Annotated in this window: 13 protein-coding genes; 8 read left to right on the forward strand and 5 right to left on the reverse strand. The window is 41.9% G+C overall.

All coding sequences use genetic code 11. The features are described 5' to 3' along the window. Window positions 1-28: 28 nt before the first annotated feature. On the forward strand, window positions 29-1453 hold the full coding sequence (locus tag IQ13_RS12240; RefSeq protein ID WP_242009535.1) for a choice-of-anchor Q domain-containing protein: 1425 nt from the start codon (window positions 29-31) through the stop codon (window positions 1451-1453). Window positions 1454-1556: 103 nt separating this feature from the next. Continuing rightward, on the forward strand, window positions 1557-2090 hold the full coding sequence (locus tag IQ13_RS12245) for a glutathione peroxidase (protein ID WP_144886666.1): 534 nt from the start codon (window positions 1557-1559) through the stop codon (window positions 2088-2090). Window positions 2091-2188: 98 nt separating this feature from the next. Here IQ13_RS12245 and IQ13_RS12250 read toward each other — a convergent pair whose 3' ends face one another. Further along, complete coding sequence (locus IQ13_RS12250) at window positions 2189-3310, reverse strand: DUF4249 domain-containing protein (RefSeq protein WP_144886667.1); 1122 nt, start codon at window positions 3308-3310, stop codon at window positions 2189-2191. Further along, complete coding sequence (locus IQ13_RS12255) at window positions 3307-5676, reverse strand: TonB-dependent receptor (RefSeq protein WP_144886668.1); 2370 nt, start codon at window positions 5674-5676, stop codon at window positions 3307-3309. Before IQ13_RS12255 ends, IQ13_RS12250 begins: the two co-directional genes overlap by 4 nt. A gap of 122 nt (window positions 5677-5798) precedes the next feature. Between IQ13_RS12255 and IQ13_RS12260 the strand changes: the two genes are divergently transcribed. From IQ13_RS12260 to IQ13_RS12270, 3 genes are all read left to right on the forward strand, one after another. Then, window positions 5799-6974 carry a DNA polymerase III subunit gene (locus IQ13_RS12260; protein WP_144886669.1) on the forward strand — a complete coding sequence of 392 codons (1176 nt, stop codon included), beginning with the start codon at window positions 5799-5801 and terminating at the stop codon, window positions 6972-6974. A gap of 463 nt (window positions 6975-7437) precedes the next feature. Further along, window positions 7438-8871 (forward strand): PSP1 domain-containing protein, encoded by a 1434-nt coding sequence (locus tag IQ13_RS12265; RefSeq protein ID WP_144886670.1) that lies wholly within the window; start codon window positions 7438-7440, stop codon window positions 8869-8871. A gap of 138 nt (window positions 8872-9009) precedes the next feature. Next, window positions 9010-9831, forward strand: a complete 822-nt coding sequence (locus IQ13_RS12270) for an alpha/beta fold hydrolase (RefSeq protein WP_158637385.1) — start codon at window positions 9010-9012, stop codon at window positions 9829-9831. Window positions 9832-10079: 248 nt separating this feature from the next. Here the strand turns inward: IQ13_RS12270 and IQ13_RS12275 are convergent, their stop codons facing one another. Next, a complete protein-coding gene (locus IQ13_RS12275; RefSeq protein ID WP_144886672.1) occupies window positions 10080-13016 on the reverse strand; it encodes a serine hydrolase domain-containing protein in 2937 nt (978 codons plus the stop codon). 180 nt (window positions 13017-13196) lie between these two features. Here IQ13_RS12275 and IQ13_RS12280 point away from each other — a divergent pair, with 180 nt between their 5' ends. Together IQ13_RS12280 and mutL are read left to right on the forward strand one after the other, a co-directional pair. Further along, complete coding sequence (locus IQ13_RS12280; RefSeq protein ID WP_144886673.1) at window positions 13197-13739, forward strand: Uma2 family endonuclease; 543 nt, start codon at window positions 13197-13199, stop codon at window positions 13737-13739. Window positions 13740-13796: 57 nt separating this feature from the next. Beyond that, window positions 13797-15638, forward strand: coding sequence for a DNA mismatch repair endonuclease MutL (mutL, locus tag IQ13_RS12285; RefSeq protein ID WP_144886674.1), 1842 nt, complete (start codon window positions 13797-13799; stop codon window positions 15636-15638). On the opposite strand, the gene IQ13_RS12290 is transcribed toward mutL, so the two are convergent. After that, window positions 15635-16906 carry a D-alanyl-D-alanine carboxypeptidase/D-alanyl-D-alanine-endopeptidase gene (locus tag IQ13_RS12290; protein WP_158637386.1) on the reverse strand — a complete coding sequence of 424 codons (1272 nt, stop codon included), beginning with the start codon at window positions 16904-16906 and terminating at the stop codon, window positions 15635-15637. The two genes, mutL and IQ13_RS12290, sit on opposite strands and share 4 nt — an antisense overlap. A 135-nt stretch (window positions 16907-17041) precedes the next feature. Here IQ13_RS12290 and IQ13_RS12295 point away from each other — a divergent pair, with 135 nt between their 5' ends. Further along, complete coding sequence (locus IQ13_RS12295; protein WP_144886676.1) at window positions 17042-17491, forward strand: GreA/GreB family elongation factor; 450 nt, start codon at window positions 17042-17044, stop codon at window positions 17489-17491. Window positions 17492-17612: 121 nt separating this feature from the next. Here the strand turns inward: IQ13_RS12295 and IQ13_RS12300 are convergent, their stop codons facing one another. After that, window positions 17613-18749, reverse strand: a complete 1137-nt coding sequence (locus IQ13_RS12300) for an arginase family protein (protein WP_144886677.1) — start codon at window positions 18747-18749, stop codon at window positions 17613-17615. Between the last annotated feature and the right edge of the window lie 6 nt (window positions 18750-18755).

Genomic DNA, 18755 nt, shown 5'->3' on the forward strand with positions numbered 1-18755 from the left:
ATGCTAAGTTTAACAATTACGCCAGGTTGTGTTTCAGCTTTGGTTGCTTATTTTTACAACAGTGAAGAACAATTTCCCCATACTGCTTATCCTGTTACTTGTTGTATTTGGCGCCTGCCGTAAAGAATCGTTTACCAACAGTAAAGAAGCCCGTTTAAATATCGGCAACGATAGTTTGCGATTTGATACGGTGTTTACTTCGGCCGGTTCCATTACCGAATACTTTTTAATTAAGAACGAAAACAAACAAAAGATCAACATCAGCAATCTGCAGTTAATGGGCGGCACCGCATCGGCATTTAAAATGAATGTTGATGGCAGCCAGGGAACACAATTCAGCAATATTGAACTGGCAGCCAACGATAGTATGTATGTATTTGTGCGGGTGAATGTAAATCCAACTGCAGCCAATCAACCATTTCTTATTCGTGACAGCATTAAGCTGGAATGGAACGGCAATACCAGCTTTAAACAACTGGAAGCATACGGACAAAATGCGCATTACATCCGTAGCACGATTCTTCAAGGAAATAATAACTGGACCAACGACAAACCTTATGTGATCCTTGGTGGAATGATTGTGGATACCAATGCAGTACTCACCATTCAAAAAGGAACACGTGTACACCTGAATGCTGATGCACCTTTTATTGTTGACGGAACGCTTGTTGTGAATGGTACAAAAACAGACAGTGTTGTGTTCCGCAGTAACCGACTCGATGATCCTTACCGTGATTATCCCGGCAGCTGGCCTGGCATTTATTTCCGTGGCAGCAGCATCAACAATCAACTTACGTATACTTATATAAAGAATGCCTACCAGGGAATTATTGTAGAACAACCTGCAAGCAACAGCAACCCTAAACTTACGCTCAACAACTGTGTACTCGATAATATTTACGACATCGGTTTGTTTGCAGTCAACAGCAGCGTTACCGCCAACAATTGTTTAATTACCAACTGCGGCAACAACATTGCATTGCTGTACGGTGGTAGCTACATTTTTAACCACTGCACTGTTGCCTCATTTTCCAATTCGTTTGTACAGCATAAAACACCTGCTTTAATTGCCAGCAATTTTGTAAAGCAAAACAACATTGTTTACACATCTACATTAAGTGCAGTATTCACCAACAGTATTATCTGGGGCGATGAAGGTTTGGTAGAAAACGAAGTAATAGTGCAGAAAGAAGGAGCTGCGGCTGCTAATCTTACACTCACCAATGTGCTGTTCCGGGCAAAGAACGATCCATCGAACACTACATTTAATAACGTACTGCGCAATACCAATCCACAGTTTGATAGTATTGATGTGGTACGCCGCTACTACGATTTTCGGTTAAAAACCGGTTCGCCGGCTATTAATAAAGGTGTTGTTACCTCGTTAACCACCGATTTCAATGGCCTGCCCCGTGTTGGCCTCCCCGACCTCGGTGCTTACGAAAAACAATAAACTTAAAAATGATGAACGGAGAAAATTCTCTGCCGTTTTCATCTCAACTTTGAACTGTATCGTAATTACTGTGTTATTATTATCAGACTTAAAACGAGAAAAAATGATCCGATTAATTTTAGCAGCTATCGTATTTGTATCGTTTGCTTTCACCGGCATCGATAAACAACCGACCGTTTATAGTTTTAAAGTAGAAGGTATTGATGGTAACAGCATCGACTTCTCTAAGTTCAAAGGCAAGAAAATCTTAATTGTAAACACAGCATCAAAATGCGGTTATACCAAGCAGTATGCAGAGCTGGAAGAGTTATACAAAAAGTATCAGGATAAGCTGGTGGTTATTGGTTTCCCCGCCAACAATTTTGGCGGACAGGAACCCGGCACCAATGCAGAAATTAAAGAATTCTGCACCGGTACGTACAATGTAACGTTTCCGATGGCGGCCAAAATAAGTGTGAAGGGCGACGACATGCATCCGTTATACCAATGGCTTACCAGCAAGGCGAAGAATGGCGTGCTGGATGCGGAGATCAAATGGAACTTCAATAAATTTTTGTTGAACGAAAAAGGTGAACTGGTTGCTTATTTCCCAAGTAAAATAACTCCGTTGAGCGAAGAGATTACGAGTAAGTTATAAGGACTTGTCTAATTATTAAAAGGCAGGAGAAGTTCTAATTCTCCTGCTTTTTTTATTTCAACGGAACCGCTGCCCAGTTTAATGATTGTTTATAACAACTACCAAACCATTTCTCTTTTAATGTGCATGCCAGCAAAAATGCCATAACCGTTTTGAATATTTGAGAACGTATTTACCGGTTCTGTAAAAGGATTACCTCTATTGGTAACATTTTGTACATAGGTAGAAAAATAATTATATCCGGCCTTACTTATTGTAATAATATCAAGAAAATAATGAGCCTCTTTTTTTACAATTTCACCATTTACAATAGAGTACGTACCACCGGGATAATAGTTGATCAATGTATTTAATTGCTTATTCTGGATGGGTGTTTCACTTAACTTTTCGCCAAAAAGCAAATAATAGTAATCTCCGATTTGTTTAAACTGAACATCAGTAATATAAGCCTGATGTTGTTTAAAGTTTGCTTCCTTAAATACTGCAGATGCTCCTTCATAGCTGTATTGATATATTGCAGGAAGTACTGCTGAGGGATAAAAAACAGAATCGAGATTTCTCTTAAACTCCGACAATCCAATAAATACCTGGCCTGCTAATTTTGAAAGCTTAAACGAATCGGTTTGATAAAGCAGTCTCTTCACACGCAAAGAATCAAATGTTTTATTTGTAACCGAATAAATAGACAATTCTTCTCTCAAATAGTATAAAGGACGTATAAGGTAACATTTGGGTTTTAAATCTGTATCTGTGAATGATACTTTAGAAGAAAAAACTGTAGCAGGGTCAAAAAAAGGGCTAAACGAAAATTTAAATGGAACAGTATCCGTTTTAATATCCGTAACACTAATAGCAGAGGGGATAGTATCCTTTGCCGTTAAAAGTGGATAACCCGCAACCTGAACACTAATTGAATATGTTTTACCCGTCACAGGCTTTTTATTAAGTAACGAAATATAATTTCCATCTCGTTCATGTTTTAATTCCTCTACAAAGTTGCCATCCTCAAAAAGCTTTACCAATGCATTATAAATGGGCTCAGGCAACTCTGATGATGATGAAGGGCTTAATGTTACATTCACTTTCCATATACTATCTGGATAAAACAGACAGTTTACCACAGGCTTTTTCTTGAACCGGACTTCTACATCATTCTCAACCTTTACACAGCCGTATAGAAGCAAAATTTGCAAAAAAAGAAAACAGGTGTAACGTATCATTTTGCGCCAAATTTAAACTGATAAGAAACGGAAGGCAGAATTGGAAAAAGGTTTACAGATGTAAGAACTAACCCTTTCGATTGAGACTCACGAAGTGTATAAAAAAAAGGATTCGCCCGTGAGTAAATATTGTAAATACTGATATTCCAAATACGCAGTCCACGCTTCTTTTGCTTATGAAAATTTAAACTTAAATCAGCTCTGTGATAAATTGGAAAAGTAAAATTATTTCGTTCACTGGCATTAAGTATAATAGTTGCGTTAACATCGTACAGAAAACCCGGGTAATTTGAAACGCCTGCTAAGGCTAAATATTGAATATCGGGAAGCGTCATTCGGTTACCGGAGCTTAATGCGAAATTTACAGCAAGATCAATTCTCTTAGAAAACTCATACATCATTACAACCTTAAAATCATGTCGCCGGTCATACTTATACCAAAACCATTTGCCATTGTTAATTTCTTCAAACTTTCTTCTTGACCATGATAAAGTATAGCCAGCCCAACCATTAAACTTCCCTTTCTTTTTTTGGAAGAACAATTCAGCACCATAACTTTTTCCTAGACCGGTTACAACCTGCTTTTCCCAGTTTGATGAGCTGTTTACAAAACTTGCGCCATCTGTATATTCTATAACGCCATTCATTTGTTTTAAATAAACATCGGTTGAAATTTCATAGGTATCTTCTTTCCATTTTGTCTTATAACCAACAGAGTACTGAGTTGCATACTGTGGCGGAATGTTTTTTGTTGCAGGCACCCATAAGTCAACTGGTAACCCTGGCCCATTGTTCGTTAATAAGTGAATAGGCTGCATGGTATATGTAAATGAAGAATAGATTTCTTGATTGGGGTTTATTAAAAACCGCAGGTTAATTCTTGGTTGAAAAGAAAAAGTCTGCCAGTTGTTAACATGATATTGATTTATATGCACACCTGTATTTGTGCGTACCCTTTTCGAAATTTTATATTGTGCCTCTACAAAAGCAAAACCCTCGTACGTATTGATTTCCCCAGCCGATTGTTGATCTGTTTGCTGTACTCCCGATTGGCTATATCGTAACAGTGAGCCCGCTGGGTTATATTTATTATTACGAATACCTGCACCAAATTTAAATTGAAGATTATCTGATACATACCAATCTGCTTCGGAACGCCAGCATATTTCCTGCACTTTGGATTTGAATTGAAAAGAAAAGTTTTTAGATAAATCTTCATTCCCATTTACATCTTTAAACTGATTGCTGTATGTGGATTTGTAGTTGTACAAAGAATAACTTAAACTGTGTGCAATAGTTAAACTGCTTGATTTTATAGCCGAATAACGCAAGGAAACAGTAGTGTTGCCCCAAACTAAACCAGATAAAGATTTTGTATTACCTGTAAAAGTTCCGTTATCATCACTCTGCGCTTCTGTTGTTGTATTTAAAAAATTATCTTGCCCCATGTAAAGGCTTAGTGATAATGATTTTTTCTTCGGCAGCAGGAAGTTCATCTTCGCAATACCATCATAAAAAAAATAATTGAGCTGATTGGGATTATTTTGCTGAAATGGCTTTGCAAGCAGATCCGCAAAACTGCGCCTTGCAGTAATTATGAAAGAAGATTTTGATTTTTTAATTGGCCCTTCAATTGTAATTTTTGATGATAGCAACCCGATTGTATAATCAACTAAATGACGCTCTTTATTACCATCTCTCAGTTTTATATCAATAACGGAAGAAAGCCTCCCGCCATATCTGGCAGGAAAATCTCCCTTTATCAGATCAACAGTTTTTACAGCATCAGAAGGAAATAAAGAAAGAAAGCCAAACAAATGAGAGACATTATAAATGGTAACCCCGTCTAACAATATTAAATTTTGATCGGCTCCACCTCCTCTTACATACAAACCAGTACTACCTTCCCTGCCAGACTGAACACCTGGCAAAAGCTGTATAGCTTTTATTAAATCCTTTTCGCCAAACAACATAGGAACTTTAGAAAGTTTTTTTACCGGTATGCTAATAGAGCCCGGTAAATCGAATGGTTTAGGTGCAACAATTGTAATGTTTGCAATTTCCTGCTCCTGGGGTTTAAGTTGAATTACCAAAAAGGTGTCTGCCTGTAAGTAAAAAGCAATCTCTTGTTGCAGGTAAGATGTATGTGTAACAATTAATTTTTGTACTTCGCCTGCTTGTAATGCAATGCTAAAAAAACCATTTTCATTTGCAACAACTGACGAGCCATTTGAGAGGGCAGTAATTGTTGCTCCGTTCATTCTTTCCTTTGAACCAAATTCTTCAATTACGCCACTTACTTTTTTTAACGATTGTCCGCTTGCCTCAAGATAAAAGAGGACCAATAAGAGAAAAGCATTTTTCATTATTTGATAAACGTATAGAGAAAAAATAAATTATGAAAAGCTCTATATCTTTTGATCTTAATCATGTTGCTTAATAATCAACTATATTAAGATTTCATTTCCTCAAATCTTATCTTCGCCGCATGCAATTCTCTCACATCATTGGTCAGCAATCGGTGGTTCAGCAATTGAAAGAAATGGTTGATAACAACCGTCTCAGCCATGCCCTGCTGTTCATTGGTAAAGAAGGCAGCGGCGGCTTACCGCTGGCACTCGCCTTCAGCTCCTATGTGGTGAGCCAGAGCGAAAAAAACAAACCTGTTGCCACCACAGCCGGTTTGTTTGGCGATGAACCGGTGGCAGCAGCTACCAGTCACGGTGCAGAACTGGCCGAGCAATACATTCACCCCGATATTCATTACAGCTACCCGGTTATTCCCCGCAAGAGTGGCGATAAACCCATCAGTGTTGATTATGTAAGCGAATGGCGGGAGTTCATCAAACAATACCCGTACGGGAATGTGTATGATTGGCTGCAGTTTATTGGTGCAGAAAATAAGCAGGGAAATATTACAGCGGCCGAATGTGCCGACATCATCCGCAAACTGAACCTCAAAAGTTTTGAGAGCGAATACAAAATTCTCATCCTATGGATGCCCGAATACCTCGGCAACGAGGGCAATAAACTGCTGAAGCTGATTGAGGAGCCGCCGGCCAATACCTTATTTATATTGGTAGCCGAAAACGAAAGCCTGGTGCTGCCCACCATCCTCAGCCGTTGCCAAACTGTACGCATACCTCCTATTGAAATAAGCGATGTGGCTGATGCCCTGGTGCAACGCAGCAAACTGAGCGAAACACAGGCCCTGCAAATTGCAGCTGTGAGCGAAGGTAACTACCGGGAAGCCCTGCAACTCATTCAACATGCAGAAGAAGACTGGCAATCGCTGTTGCGGGACTGGCTCAACTCCATTTTAAAAACCGGCCCCATAGCGCAGGTTAAATGGGTCGATGTGGTGAGTGCACTTGGCCGTGAAAAGCAAAAACAGTTTCTCCGCTACTTTACGCATTTGCTGGAGCAGAGTATCCGCCTGCGTACCATGGGCGAAGAGCACCTGCCGCTCACCGGTGCCGAAAAAGATTTTGCCCTGCGTCTCAACAAGCTTTGCGATATCAGTCAGCAGCAGGCCATTACCGAACAACTCGACGATGCAGCCTATCATATTGAACGGAATGCCAACGCTAAAATGCTGTTTATGGCGCTTACCATTAAACTCTACCATATTATTGCCAACCATACGGTCATTGAAGTGGGCTAGTTTCTGGCATTCCGAGGCTCGAGGAATCTGCCGATCATTCGTAGTTATTCCTGGCAGCTCTCTCCTTCGTCGAAATGACAGGAAAAGCAATCTGCTTCTGCACAACTGTTAGCTTTGCATTTAATTCCCTATTTTTGATGGAATTGACCTGTGGTAAAGGATTTACGTGAAAGAACGGGTCAGGAGTGAACGAAGGATTTTGTGCGTAAGCGAATGAACTACTAATCGTCTTTTGTTGCGTCGATGCAGCTATTTTTGGTCTGCATTCCGACTTAAATCGTCGGAGCTCTTGTACTGCATTGCCCGTTTCGGCAAAGCATTTCAACATAACTCTTATCAACCGGCTTTATTTGCTGCATAGCAAACAAAGCGTACAAGTGAGTGACACAACCAAAGCCCGGCAATATTCTGCAGCTTGCTCCCACATCTTCCTCATTTTTTTAACGTTTAATACCTCATTATAATGGGTTGTTCAAGTTGTAGTACGGGAAAACCGGGAGGTTGCAAGAGCAACGGCGGCTGCAGTACAGGTGGATGTAACCGCCTGAATGTGCACGACTGGCTGGCAAACCTGCCCTTCAGCGATCCCGACAGCGATTGCCGTATTGTGGAAGTAACATTTAATAACGGCAGCCGGAAAGAATTTTACCGCAACAATACCTTGCAGCCGTTCATGAAAGGCGATATGGTTACTGTAGAAGGTGTAAGCGGTTTTGATGTGGGCATGGTGAACCTCAGCGGTGAGCTGGTGCGTTTGCAAATGAAGAAGAAGGGTGTAAAAGAAGACAACCCCGAGATTAAAAAGATCATGCGCAAGGCCAACGATATGGACCTGCAGAAATGGAGAGAAAGTAAGGAGCGTGAAAAACCATCGCTGGTACGTGCACGGGCAATTATCATTCAGCTGAAGCTGGATATGAAGCTGATTGAAGTGGAGTTCCAGGCCGATGGACGTAAAGCAACTTTCTATTATACTGCCGAAGACCGTGTTGATTTTCGTGAACTGATCAAGATTTACGCCAGTGAGTTTAAGATTAAGGTAGAAATGAAACAGATCGGTATTCGCCAGGAAGCAGCAAAAATTGGCGGTATCGGCAGTTGCGGCAGAGAATTATGCTGCAGCAGCTGGCTCAGCGATTTTAAGAGTGTAACCACTACCATTGCCCGTTACCAGAACCTTACGATTAATCAAACAAAACTGAGCGGACAATGCGGCCGTTTAAAATGTTGTTTGAATTATGAGCTGGATACGTACCTCGATGCATTGCAGCAGTTCCCCAACAATGCCGATACGCTTGAATTAACACGGGGCACTGCACAGCTGATTAAGAAAGATATTTTCAAAAACCTGATGTGGTATATTTTACCCGACAGCAACAAACAATATCCTGTACCGATCGATCGTGTAAAAGAAATCAGGGCCATGAATGCAAGAGGTCAGCGCCCCGATGAATTAGGTGCTATTGAACTTTCGCCTGCAAAAGCAGAAGAAAAAGAACATGCACATGTGGAGTTGGTAGGCCAGATTAGTTTGCGTACGCTGGAGCGTAACAGCAAAAAAAGAAGAGATAAAGAAAAAGCACAACAGCAGAAACAACAACCACAACGCCCCGGCGGAAGTCAAGGTCAAGGCCAACGACAAGGCGGGCAGCAACAACAAAACCGTCCGCCGCAACAGCAACGCCAAGGTGGACAGCAACCGGGTGGCAAACCACAAGGCGGCCAGGGACAGCAGCAGCGGCCACCACAACAAAACCGTCCGCAGCAACAGCAGCGCCCAGGTGGACAGCAACAACCAAAGCAAGGTGGGGGCAACCAGCAGCAACGTCCGCCGCAACAAAACCGGCCACAGATCGAAAAGAAAAAAGATCAACCGCCGCAAAACGATAATGCATAAGCAAACAAACCCCAACGAATGTTGGGGTTTTGTTTTAACCAAACATGAACAAGATTGTAATTGAGTTTGTAATCAACCGCATCAAACATTTCGTAACTTACCTGAATGCCCCGCTGGATGAAACGATCGTTTAGAGTTTTGGGAATACTGTTACTGCTATGGCTTGTGCTTGCACAAAGCTGTATGAAGATGCGCATCAGCGACAGTAAGGCCAAAGAAAAATTTGCAGAACAGGGTGTTGCATTGCAAACAGCTACTTTACACATCAACGGGTTTCCGCTGCATTATGCACAAACCGGCAGCGATACATTGCCCACCTTATTATTTGTACATGGTACACCCGGCAGCTGGGATGCATTTGCTGCTTACCTGCGCAACAAAGAGTTGCTGCAGCATTACCGCATTATTTCTGTTGACCGGCCAGGTTTTGGTTACAGCGATTTTGGCCATGCCATGAATATGACGGAGCAGACAAAGATCATCAGTGCCTGGATGGATTCAGTGTACAACGGTAAGCCATTTGTACTGATTGGTCATAGTATGGGAGGACCGATGATTGTAAAACTTGCAGCAGCCCGGCCTTCTTACACAAAAGCATTACTGATACTTGCTGGTTCCATGGATCCTGCAGCGGAGAAGCCGGAAAAATGGCGACCGGTATTATTCAAAACACCGTTGAATTATTTAGTGCCCGGTGCCATGCGGCCCAGCAACGAGGAATTATGGTATTTAAAAACCGATCTGAAAGAAATGCAACCGGATTATGAAAAGATTACCTGCCCCGTTTATATTTTACATGGCACAAAAGACATACTGGTGCCCTACAGCAATGTAGGTTACATGCAGAAAATGTTTACACAAACCGATTCGGTTTATGTGGGCACATTCGAAAAAGAAAATCACTTTATTGTGTGGACAAAGGAGAAAGAGATTGTAGCGTTGTTGATGAAGATGAAGTGAGTTGTCATCCTGAGGAACGAAGGATCTGTTTGGCATCGGTACAATTGTTCAGCAGATCCCTCCTGCGTCGGGAAGACAGCAATACTTGTCGAAGTACGTCATGTCGACGAAGGAGCCATCTCTGAATAATTTTAATGTCACACTTTATCTGTGTAATTGCAATATACTTACGAAGTAGAGATGTCTCGTGCCTCGACATGACGGTCGCAAAGTTTGAGTAAACAGATACCTCACAATTATTAAAGAATCTATTTCCCCAACAACACTTTATAAATCGCATCCTGTACTTTGCCTCTCACATTCAGCGTTAGCAGCTTCGTGTTGGTACCGCCTTCGGGGTATACACGATTGCTTAAGAAAATATATACGATCTTATTCTCAGGGTCGCCCCATACGCCTGTTCCGGTGTAACCGGTATGTCCAAATGTAGAAGGTGAAACCAGCAATGCAGGATAAGGTTCTTTACGGGTGGCATTATCTTTTTCCGGTTTATCAAAACCTAAACCACGTCTGCTGTTTTCACTGCCGTAGGCGATGAATTTTTGTACAGTTTCGGATTTGAAAAAAGTTTGGTTTCCGATTGTTCCACCGTTGTTCAGCATTTGCAGAATCATCGCCAGTTCATACGCTGTGCTGAACAAACCTGCATGACCTGCAATACCGCCAAACATCGCTGCACCGGGATCATGTACATCGCCCCGTAATAACTGCCGGCGGAACTGCACTTCACGTTCGGTTGGTACAATGCGGTTAACAGGCAAATGATTCAGCGGACGAAACCCTGTTGCGGCAAGCTGCAATGGTTGATAAAATGTTGTACGAACATATTCATCCAATGTTTGTCCGGTCAATTGTTCAACAATCTTTCCGAGAAAAATAAAATCATTATCGCTGTACACGTACTTACCGTATTGCCCCATTTCACTTTGCAGAATACGTTGGTACATGGTATCTACCCAATCGTTGCGCATATAAAATGTATCTGCCACACGAACATTGTATGTCTCACTCGGACCGTTTACATACAACTGAGCAGATGGTATACCGCTATTGGTATCAATCGTTTCTTTATAAAACGGAATCCACGATTTTAATCCGGCCTGGTGCAGGAGAATATCTTCGATAAGCAGATCCTGCTTATTGCTGCCATTTACCCAAGGCAGGTAATCGCCCAAACGTTTTTTCAGATCAAGCTTTCCTTCTTCATACAACTTCATCACCGAAATAGTAGTGGCACAAATTTTTGTAACCGATGCCATATCAAAAACCGACTCAGTTGTCATCGGTTCCTGTTGTTCGTACGTATAGTAGCCGTATGCTTTTTCGAAAGCGATCTTTCCATCTTTCACTGCCATTACCACACAACCCGGAAATGCTTTTTTCTCAATTGCATCTGTAACAATCGAATCAACTGTTGCAAACTTTTCCGGCGCCAGTAAACTACGTGGCAACCCTGCCTGCTTCGGATCGGTATAGGTAATGCCTGTTCCAAATTTTAACTGCTCACAAACCGTTACCGGTAATTTACCCGTTGGTTTTTGGTTTCCGTAAATAATATCGAAAGCGGCTTGTTGTGTATAAGCATCATCTTCGTAACAAACCAATGCATTCTTTGCATCGCAGAAATTTTTCATGGCATAGGGATTGCCAAATAAGACCAATGCAGCATTGGGTAATTGTAACAGGCTATTGGTTAACTGCAAAGCGGTACTGCTGATGCCGAAATTATTTTGCGGCCTGCGACTGTAACCATGTAAACCAATTACCACATGGCTGTAATTATGTTTGATCAGTTCCACCAGCGATAAAATTCTTCCTGCATCGCTTTTGTACGAAAAGAAAAATACATCTGCTTTCAACTCGTTGCGCATTTTTTGCGTCATGCCATTTTCTGTTACAGCGCCGATAGCCACATACGCTATTCGTTTTTCTGCACCTGTTACCTTGCTTACAAACGACATGGCTGCTGTTGACAGCGGTAACATCTGCTGCTCATTGCGAACCAGTGTAGCCGATTTTTGTGCCAGTAGTTTTTTAAAGGCATCTGTTTTTACATTGAGATCGTTTACAAGATTATTGGTGTCGATGGGTTTCAATTCTGCAAGTCCGTGTAAATACTTGGCCATTAACACACGATGCACACGGCTGTTGAGATCATCCCAGTGCAGCTTCTTTTTCTTTAATGCAGTTTTGATTTTTTTAATCGCAGCCGGAATATCAGAAGGTAAGCACAACAAATCGTTGCCTGCAATCAACGATTGTACACTGGCTGCACCATCGGGATAAAACTTTTTTACACCCTGCATTTCCAATGCATCGGTAAACGTAAGCCCTTTGTAGCGCAGTTCTTCACGCAGCAGTTTTGTTACGTTGTTATACGATAAGGAAGTTGCTTGGCTTTTTGTATTGTCAATTGCGGGAATGTACAAATGCCCGATCATTACACTGCCTACTCCGCTTTCAAACAGTTCCCGAAACGGATAAAGTTCTAATGAATCAAGTTGCGATTTTGTTTTGCTGATGATGGGCAAATCGTAATGACTGTCTGTTTCTGTATCGCCATGCCCGGGGAAATGTTTGGCACATGCCATCACACCCATGTCCTGCATCCCCTTCATTACCTGCACACCAAACAACGCCACTTTATAACGGTCTTCACCAAAAGAACGATCATTAATGACCGGGTTGTTGGGATTATTATTTACATCAACAACCGGCGCAAAATTTACCTGTATGCCCATGCGTTTGCATTGCTCACCCAAAATTTTGCCATAACCATACGCAAGCGATGCATCCTGCACAGCGCCAAGCATTAACTGCCGGGGCAGCGATACCACACTATCCAACCGCATACCAAGTCCCCACTCGCCATCAATGGTAATCAGCAACGGTGTTTGTGCAATGCTTTGATAAAAGTTGGTGAGATTGGCTTGCCGCACCGGTCCACCCTGGAAAAAGCAAAGTCCGCCAACATTGTATTTCTGAATCAGCTCTGTTACCTGTTGCACATGTGCTGCACCCAAATTACTGTGTGCACGAATGATCATGAGCTGAGCAATCTTCTGATCTTTACTCAGAGTAAGCATTACACTATCGGCCCAACGTTTCGCCTGTTCAACTTTTGACTGAGAAAATGAAGAAGAGAACGATGCTGCACAGGCCAGCAACAGGATTAATTTTTTCATATGTTCACTTTTATTGCCTTTTGCCATCTGTTATTCGCCATAAAATCACGCTCGTTTTTAACACGAATTATTCGCTGATTTTTATAGCTCATTTCATGTACGATTTCTGCTTTTCGTTGAATTAAAATTAGCCAAAACAGCCTGCTTGCTATTGAGAATAATTTGAATAAATTTGTAACAATGTCATCTGCTCCTAAATATACGCCCCATTACACGTATGAAGACTACCTTTTATGGGAAGGGAAGTGGGAATTGATTGAAGGTATTCCGTATGCAATGAGTCCGGCACCATCAATCAAACATCAGCGTATCACTTCTGAGTTAAATTTCTTATTTGTGCAGGCATTAAAACAATGCAGGCACTGCAAAGTTTATCAGCCAATTGATTGGAAAATAAAAGACGATACTGTTTTACAACCAGACATGTTGGTTGTTTGTAAACCTGTTACAAATAACAACTATCTCGATTTTCCGCCAACACTTACAGCAGAAATTATTTCGCCTTCCAGTTCAAAAACCGACCGCAGAGAGAAGTATGAAATTTATGAAGAACAAGCTGTAAAATATTATCTCCTCATTGATCCTGCGTTCAAAAAACTGGAAGTGTTTGAATTGATCGACTCCGTTTTTCAAGCTGTTGCCGTAAATCCATCTGTATTTGAATTTTCGTTAGAAGATGGTTGTACAGCAACTGTTGATTTTACCGGCTTGTTTGATGAATAAACTTCGTATCTGCTTTCGTTTCCCGTAAATTTGCCGTTTCAAAACAGAGAAACGTACGTGCCGGATATCATTCAATTATTACCCGATCATATTGCAAACCAGATTGCTGCTGGTGAAGTAATTCAACGCCCTGCCAGTGCAGTAAAAGAATTACTGGAAAATGCAGTAGATGCAGGTGCAACAGAAATTCAACTCATCGTTAACGATGCGGGCAAACAACTGTTGCAGGTAATTGACAACGGTGGCGGCATGAGCGAAACCGATGCACGCATGGCCTTTGAACGCCACGCCACATCCAAGATCAGGGAAATTGATGATCTCTTCCGCATTAAAACCATGGGTTTTCGTGGGGAAGCATTGGCTTCTATTGCAGCCGTTGCACAGGTGGAATTAAAAACCAAACGTGCAGAAGATACCGCCGGTACGTATATTGAAATTGAAAACAGCATAGTAAAAAAACAGGAGCCGGTTGCAACTGCCAACGGAACAAGCATTGCCATGAAGAACTTATTCTTCAACGTTCCTGCACGACGCAACTTTTTAAAAAGCAATGCAGCCGAAATGCGGCACATCGTTGATGAGTTCATTCGTGTGAGCATGGCCTACCCGGATATTTTCTTTTCGCTTACTGCTAACGGGCAACAAATGTTTCACCTCGACAGAGGTACATTAAAGCAACGGATTGTTCAGCTGCTCGGCAATCAATACAACGCCAAATTAGTTTCGGTAGAAGAGCAAACCGATTACATGAATATCTATGGCTTTATCGGTAAGCCTGAAACAGCCAAGAAAACAAGAGGCGATCAATACTTTTTTGTTAATCATCGCTTCATCAAAAGTGCATATCTCAATCATGCTGTGGCCGGTGCGTTCCAGGAGTTGATTGCGACTGATAGTTTCCCGGCATATGTACTGTTTATTGATCTGGACCCTGCACAGGTAGACATCAATGTGCATCCAACCAAACAGGAAATAAAATTTGAAGATGAAAAGATTGTGTATGCCTTTGTGCAATCGGCCGTAAAGCATGCGTTGGCACAGTTCAGCATTACACCTACGTTGGATTTTGACCTGGACCCAACCATTCAGCAACTCGATGCAGTAAGCAAACCGTTTACCAGCGAACAGAAATCCCAGGCTTCTTCTTCATCGCTGTACAATACATTCACCCAAAAACATGCAGCCCATAAAATTGATCCGCAGCAAAAGAGTGAGTTGAAACACTGGCGTGATTTTTATGAACCCGTGAACAAGTCGACAGTCGATAGTCAACAGACAACAGTTGGTAACACTGCCGATTTTTCTGCAATCAGTCCATCAAAGATTTTTATACCGGAGCAGGATTTTTCGCAACAGCACAATACCTACATTCTTGCATCAACTGCAAAAGGAATGCTGATCATTCATCAGCAAAATGCACATGAGCGTGTGTTGTATGAACGTTATCTTGCTGCAGCCGATGGCAAACCAATAGCAGCACAGCGCAGTTTATTTCCATCAACCTTACATCTTTCAACTGCCGATGCAGTATTGTTGGGTGAACTGAGTGATGAATTAAAACAGCTCGGTTATTTGATTGAACCTTTCGGGAAAGATACGTACGTTATTCAGGGCACTCCTGCCGATGTGGAACAGGGTAATGAAGCAATGGCCATTGAATTATTACTGGAACAGTTCAAGCATTACACCAGCGATTTGAAGTTTTCCAAACGTGAAAAGCTCATTCGTTCATTAGCAAAACAACACAGCATTAAAGCCGGTCGTTCACTTACACAAAAAGAAATGAAACAGTTGGTGGAAGATCTATTCAACTGTGCACAACCCAACGCCACATCCAACGGATTTCCTGTTTACATGGAAATTAAAAAAGATGAACTGGAGAAACAGTTTGGACGTTAATTCTCTCTCCTCACCTGCTGTAAAAACTTCTCAACTGCTCTGCGTACACTTGTTGCAGATGTATTGTGATTGTTGACAATCACAGAAAACACTAGTAATTTATTTTTGGACGTGATGAGAAACCCGCTCAATGCCAGGTGACCGGTTAACGAGCCTGTTTTTGCAAAGATGAAACCGGCATCATCTACATAATAATTGCGGAGTGTTCCTGTATTACCCGTTGGCAGAATTGTTTTCAAACGTTCGAGACCAAATTCATCCTTCATTTTCAACAACAGCCACACAAAATCTTCTGGTGTAAATAAATTATAACGGCTCAATCCGCTTCCATCTACCCATTTTGGTTTTTGCGGAAAGCCGCTTAAATCATTCTTCAGCATATGAGCTATAAGTTTCTGTTCATCCATTTCACCAAACAATACATTGCTCACCATCAGCAGGGTTTGCTCGGCAAAGAAATTATCGCTGCGGTACATGAGTGGTTTAAACATCGAATCAACCGGCTGCGAATAAATCACTTCAGGATTGGTTATGCGAAAACTCTCTTCCGTGATTGTTTGATGAACAGTGTCTTTCAATAATTCCAACGCAGACTGCAGTCCGTTTGTTACAAATGGCACTTCCAGTTCTTTCTTCAACTCCTTGCCTTCCGTGATCGTGTATTTATTTTCGGTACGTGGACGGGTTACATCAAACGCCGTGGTCTTACCTGTTTTAAACTGCACATCCCAGTTTACTTCGGGATCAGTAAAAATAATTCCCGATGTATCCATCTTGCCATCACGTTCTTCTACATTCCGTTGCTGAATCCACTTGATATAGTTGCCATACACCGGCAGCGGACTACGTTCGGTCATGTAATAACCCAGGTAATCATCCCATGCCCAACCATAACCCAATGCTTCTGCTTTCCAGTTACTGTTATTAATAACAATGGGCTTGGTTTGCTGCTTTAAAAAATCAACAACGGGTTGTGTTTTATAATCAACATGCAAAAGTGTTGGATCACCGGTTGGTTGAATGTATAAGGTGTCGTTCTCTTCTTTGTATTGTAATCCGGGTAATTGTTTTCCTAAATATTTCAACCCTGCATAAAGTGTAGGCAGTTTGGTATTGCTGGCAGGAACAAAATATTTATTGCTGTTGTATTGATGAATGTATTTACCAGTCTCTGTATCATACACAGCAATACCTACAAAGGCATTGGTGAATGCAGAATCATTGATGAATTGCTTTTGCAAAGAAGTAGTAGCCGTTTGCTTTTGCACAGAGCATGAAACCAATACGACACCTATAAACAGCAGAAAGAAATTTATTTTACCAGCAACCATCAGTACTCATTTTGTTGATAAATATACATGCTTTCGCTGGCTGTTACAGGATGTATGCCTACCTTGTAAAAAATGACACGGAAAGAACGCACACATCAGCACTGCCTGTTACTGCTGCAACAAAAAATTGATGCATTGCAAAAGAACCTGCACGATCTTTCTGCCAGCGCCGGTAACGAAACCAAACGCACCGCCGGCGATAAGCACGAAACAGCCTTAGCCATGTTGCAGATTGAACAGGAGAATAACAGCCGGCAGTTGAAAGAAGTGCTGCAGCAAAAAGCAATACTTGAAAAAATCGATCCTCAACTGCAAACAGCAACGATTGTGCGTGGCAGTTTGGTTGAAACAAACAAAGGCCGTTTCTACATCAGTCTTGGTTTGGGAAAACTGAAAGTGGAAGAGGAAACAGTATTCGCAGTTTCACCCGAAGCGCCGCTGGGAAAATTATTGTTGATGAAGAAAGCGGGTGATGCATTTACTTTCAACGATACAGACTACAAGATCATCACCATCGAATAAGTACTTCGCTTCCTTTGTGCATGCTTTGCGCTCTTTGTGCTACAAAATGAGTTACACCAAGAACACGGAGTTTACACAAAGAGCTTCTGTGGAAACCCGTGCAATCTGTGAGCAATAAAAACTAATCTCTCTCCTGCGCCCGCAACCAACGCTCCGGTATTTCGCTATGGATGGCGAGTTGATAATCGGTTGCACTGCAGGCAATGAATTTTTTATTCGGTAGCTGCATCCACCAACGGCCGGTTTTATGACTGCTTAGGAACAGTACATCTGTATCGGCAATGGTTGTATGGTATTCGCTGAACTGGTGACGGTCTTCCAGCGATGCTTCTGTTTTTCCTTTGCTCAGTCCATCAATAAAATACCAGATCATTTGTGCAATCTGGATCGCTGTCAACTCATCCACATCCAACTTTGCATTGTAACCATAAATACCCAGTGTACTTAACTGGTCACTCAATCCTGCATAACGGGTGAGCGTACAAATATCCTGTCCGTTCAATCCGTTTGGTGAAGTTCTGTTCGCTGGAGCATAGGCATTCGCCATCGCAGCAATATCAATACTCAGCAGATCGCTGCTGCGGATCACCGGTTCCATTTCTTCCAACGCATCTTTCACCACGCCCACACGGAAACAATCGAAACGCAGACGATCCATTGTTTGCAAAATGGTTGGATGAACATAGTAACTCTGGAATGCCATGTGGTTATAGTGGCGGATGAAGTTGGGTTCACCCGTTAACATCTCCATTAAAAAGTTTTCGCTGCGAACAGGTGTATCGTTACTTAAATTGATGAATGCATCCACACAGCTCGCTTCAATAATCTGCTGGCGCTGTACATACGCACCGTATTGTGCCAGTGTAAGATCATGACTGCCGCCAAGAATCAGCACCGTTTTCTTTGCTTCCACCAGTTCTTTAATCACTGCTTTGGCTGCGGCATAGGTATCTTTCAATGCAGCACCCGCCATCACATTACCAATATCAGCAATCTTTACATCGGGGTGCCAGTTGTATAAACGGTATAAATTTTTGCGGATAACAGTTGGTGCATCGCCCAACGAAATACCATTGCCTGTGCCACGTTCTTCGGTGATACCCACAATCACCAGGTCAACATCTGTAAGGTCAGGAAACAGGAATGCATAGGTTTGGATATGACGGCCCAGCTGGGCATCGTTCAATTCTTCATCGCCTAACACAGCCGACAGATCAACCGGCTGCAAAAAATCTTCAATCATCTGTGAATCACTCATGTGTTT

Source organism: Lacibacter cauensis, assembly GCF_007830055.1.
Classification (GTDB): Bacteria; Bacteroidota; Bacteroidia; order Chitinophagales; family Chitinophagaceae; genus Lacibacter; species Lacibacter cauensis.

Coding starts and splice junctions, on each gene's coding strand:
- IQ13_RS12245 (WP_144886666.1), top strand. CDS start 1,557: ATGATCCGATTAATTTTAGCAGCTATCGTATTTGTATCGTTTGCTTTC.
- IQ13_RS12280 (WP_144886673.1), top strand. CDS start 13,197: ATGTCATCTGCTCCTAAATATACGCCCCATTACACGTATGAAGACTAC.
- IQ13_RS12265 (WP_144886670.1), top strand. CDS start 7,438: ATGGGTTGTTCAAGTTGTAGTACGGGAAAACCGGGAGGTTGCAAGAGC.
- IQ13_RS12260 (WP_144886669.1), top strand. CDS start 5,799: ATGCAATTCTCTCACATCATTGGTCAGCAATCGGTGGTTCAGCAATTG.
- IQ13_RS12255 (WP_144886668.1), bottom strand. CDS start 5,676: ATGAAAAATGCTTTTCTCTTATTGGTCCTCTTTTATCTTGAGGCAAGC.
- IQ13_RS12275 (WP_144886672.1), bottom strand. CDS start 13,016: ATGAAAAAATTAATCCTGTTGCTGGCCTGTGCAGCATCGTTCTCTTCT.
- IQ13_RS12300 (WP_144886677.1), bottom strand. CDS start 18,749: ATGAGTGATTCACAGATGATTGAAGATTTTTTGCAGCCGGTTGATCTG.
- IQ13_RS12250 (WP_144886667.1), bottom strand. CDS start 3,310: ATGATACGTTACACCTGTTTTCTTTTTTTGCAAATTTTGCTTCTATAC.
- IQ13_RS12295 (WP_144886676.1), top strand. CDS start 17,042: ATGACACGGAAAGAACGCACACATCAGCACTGCCTGTTACTGCTGCAA.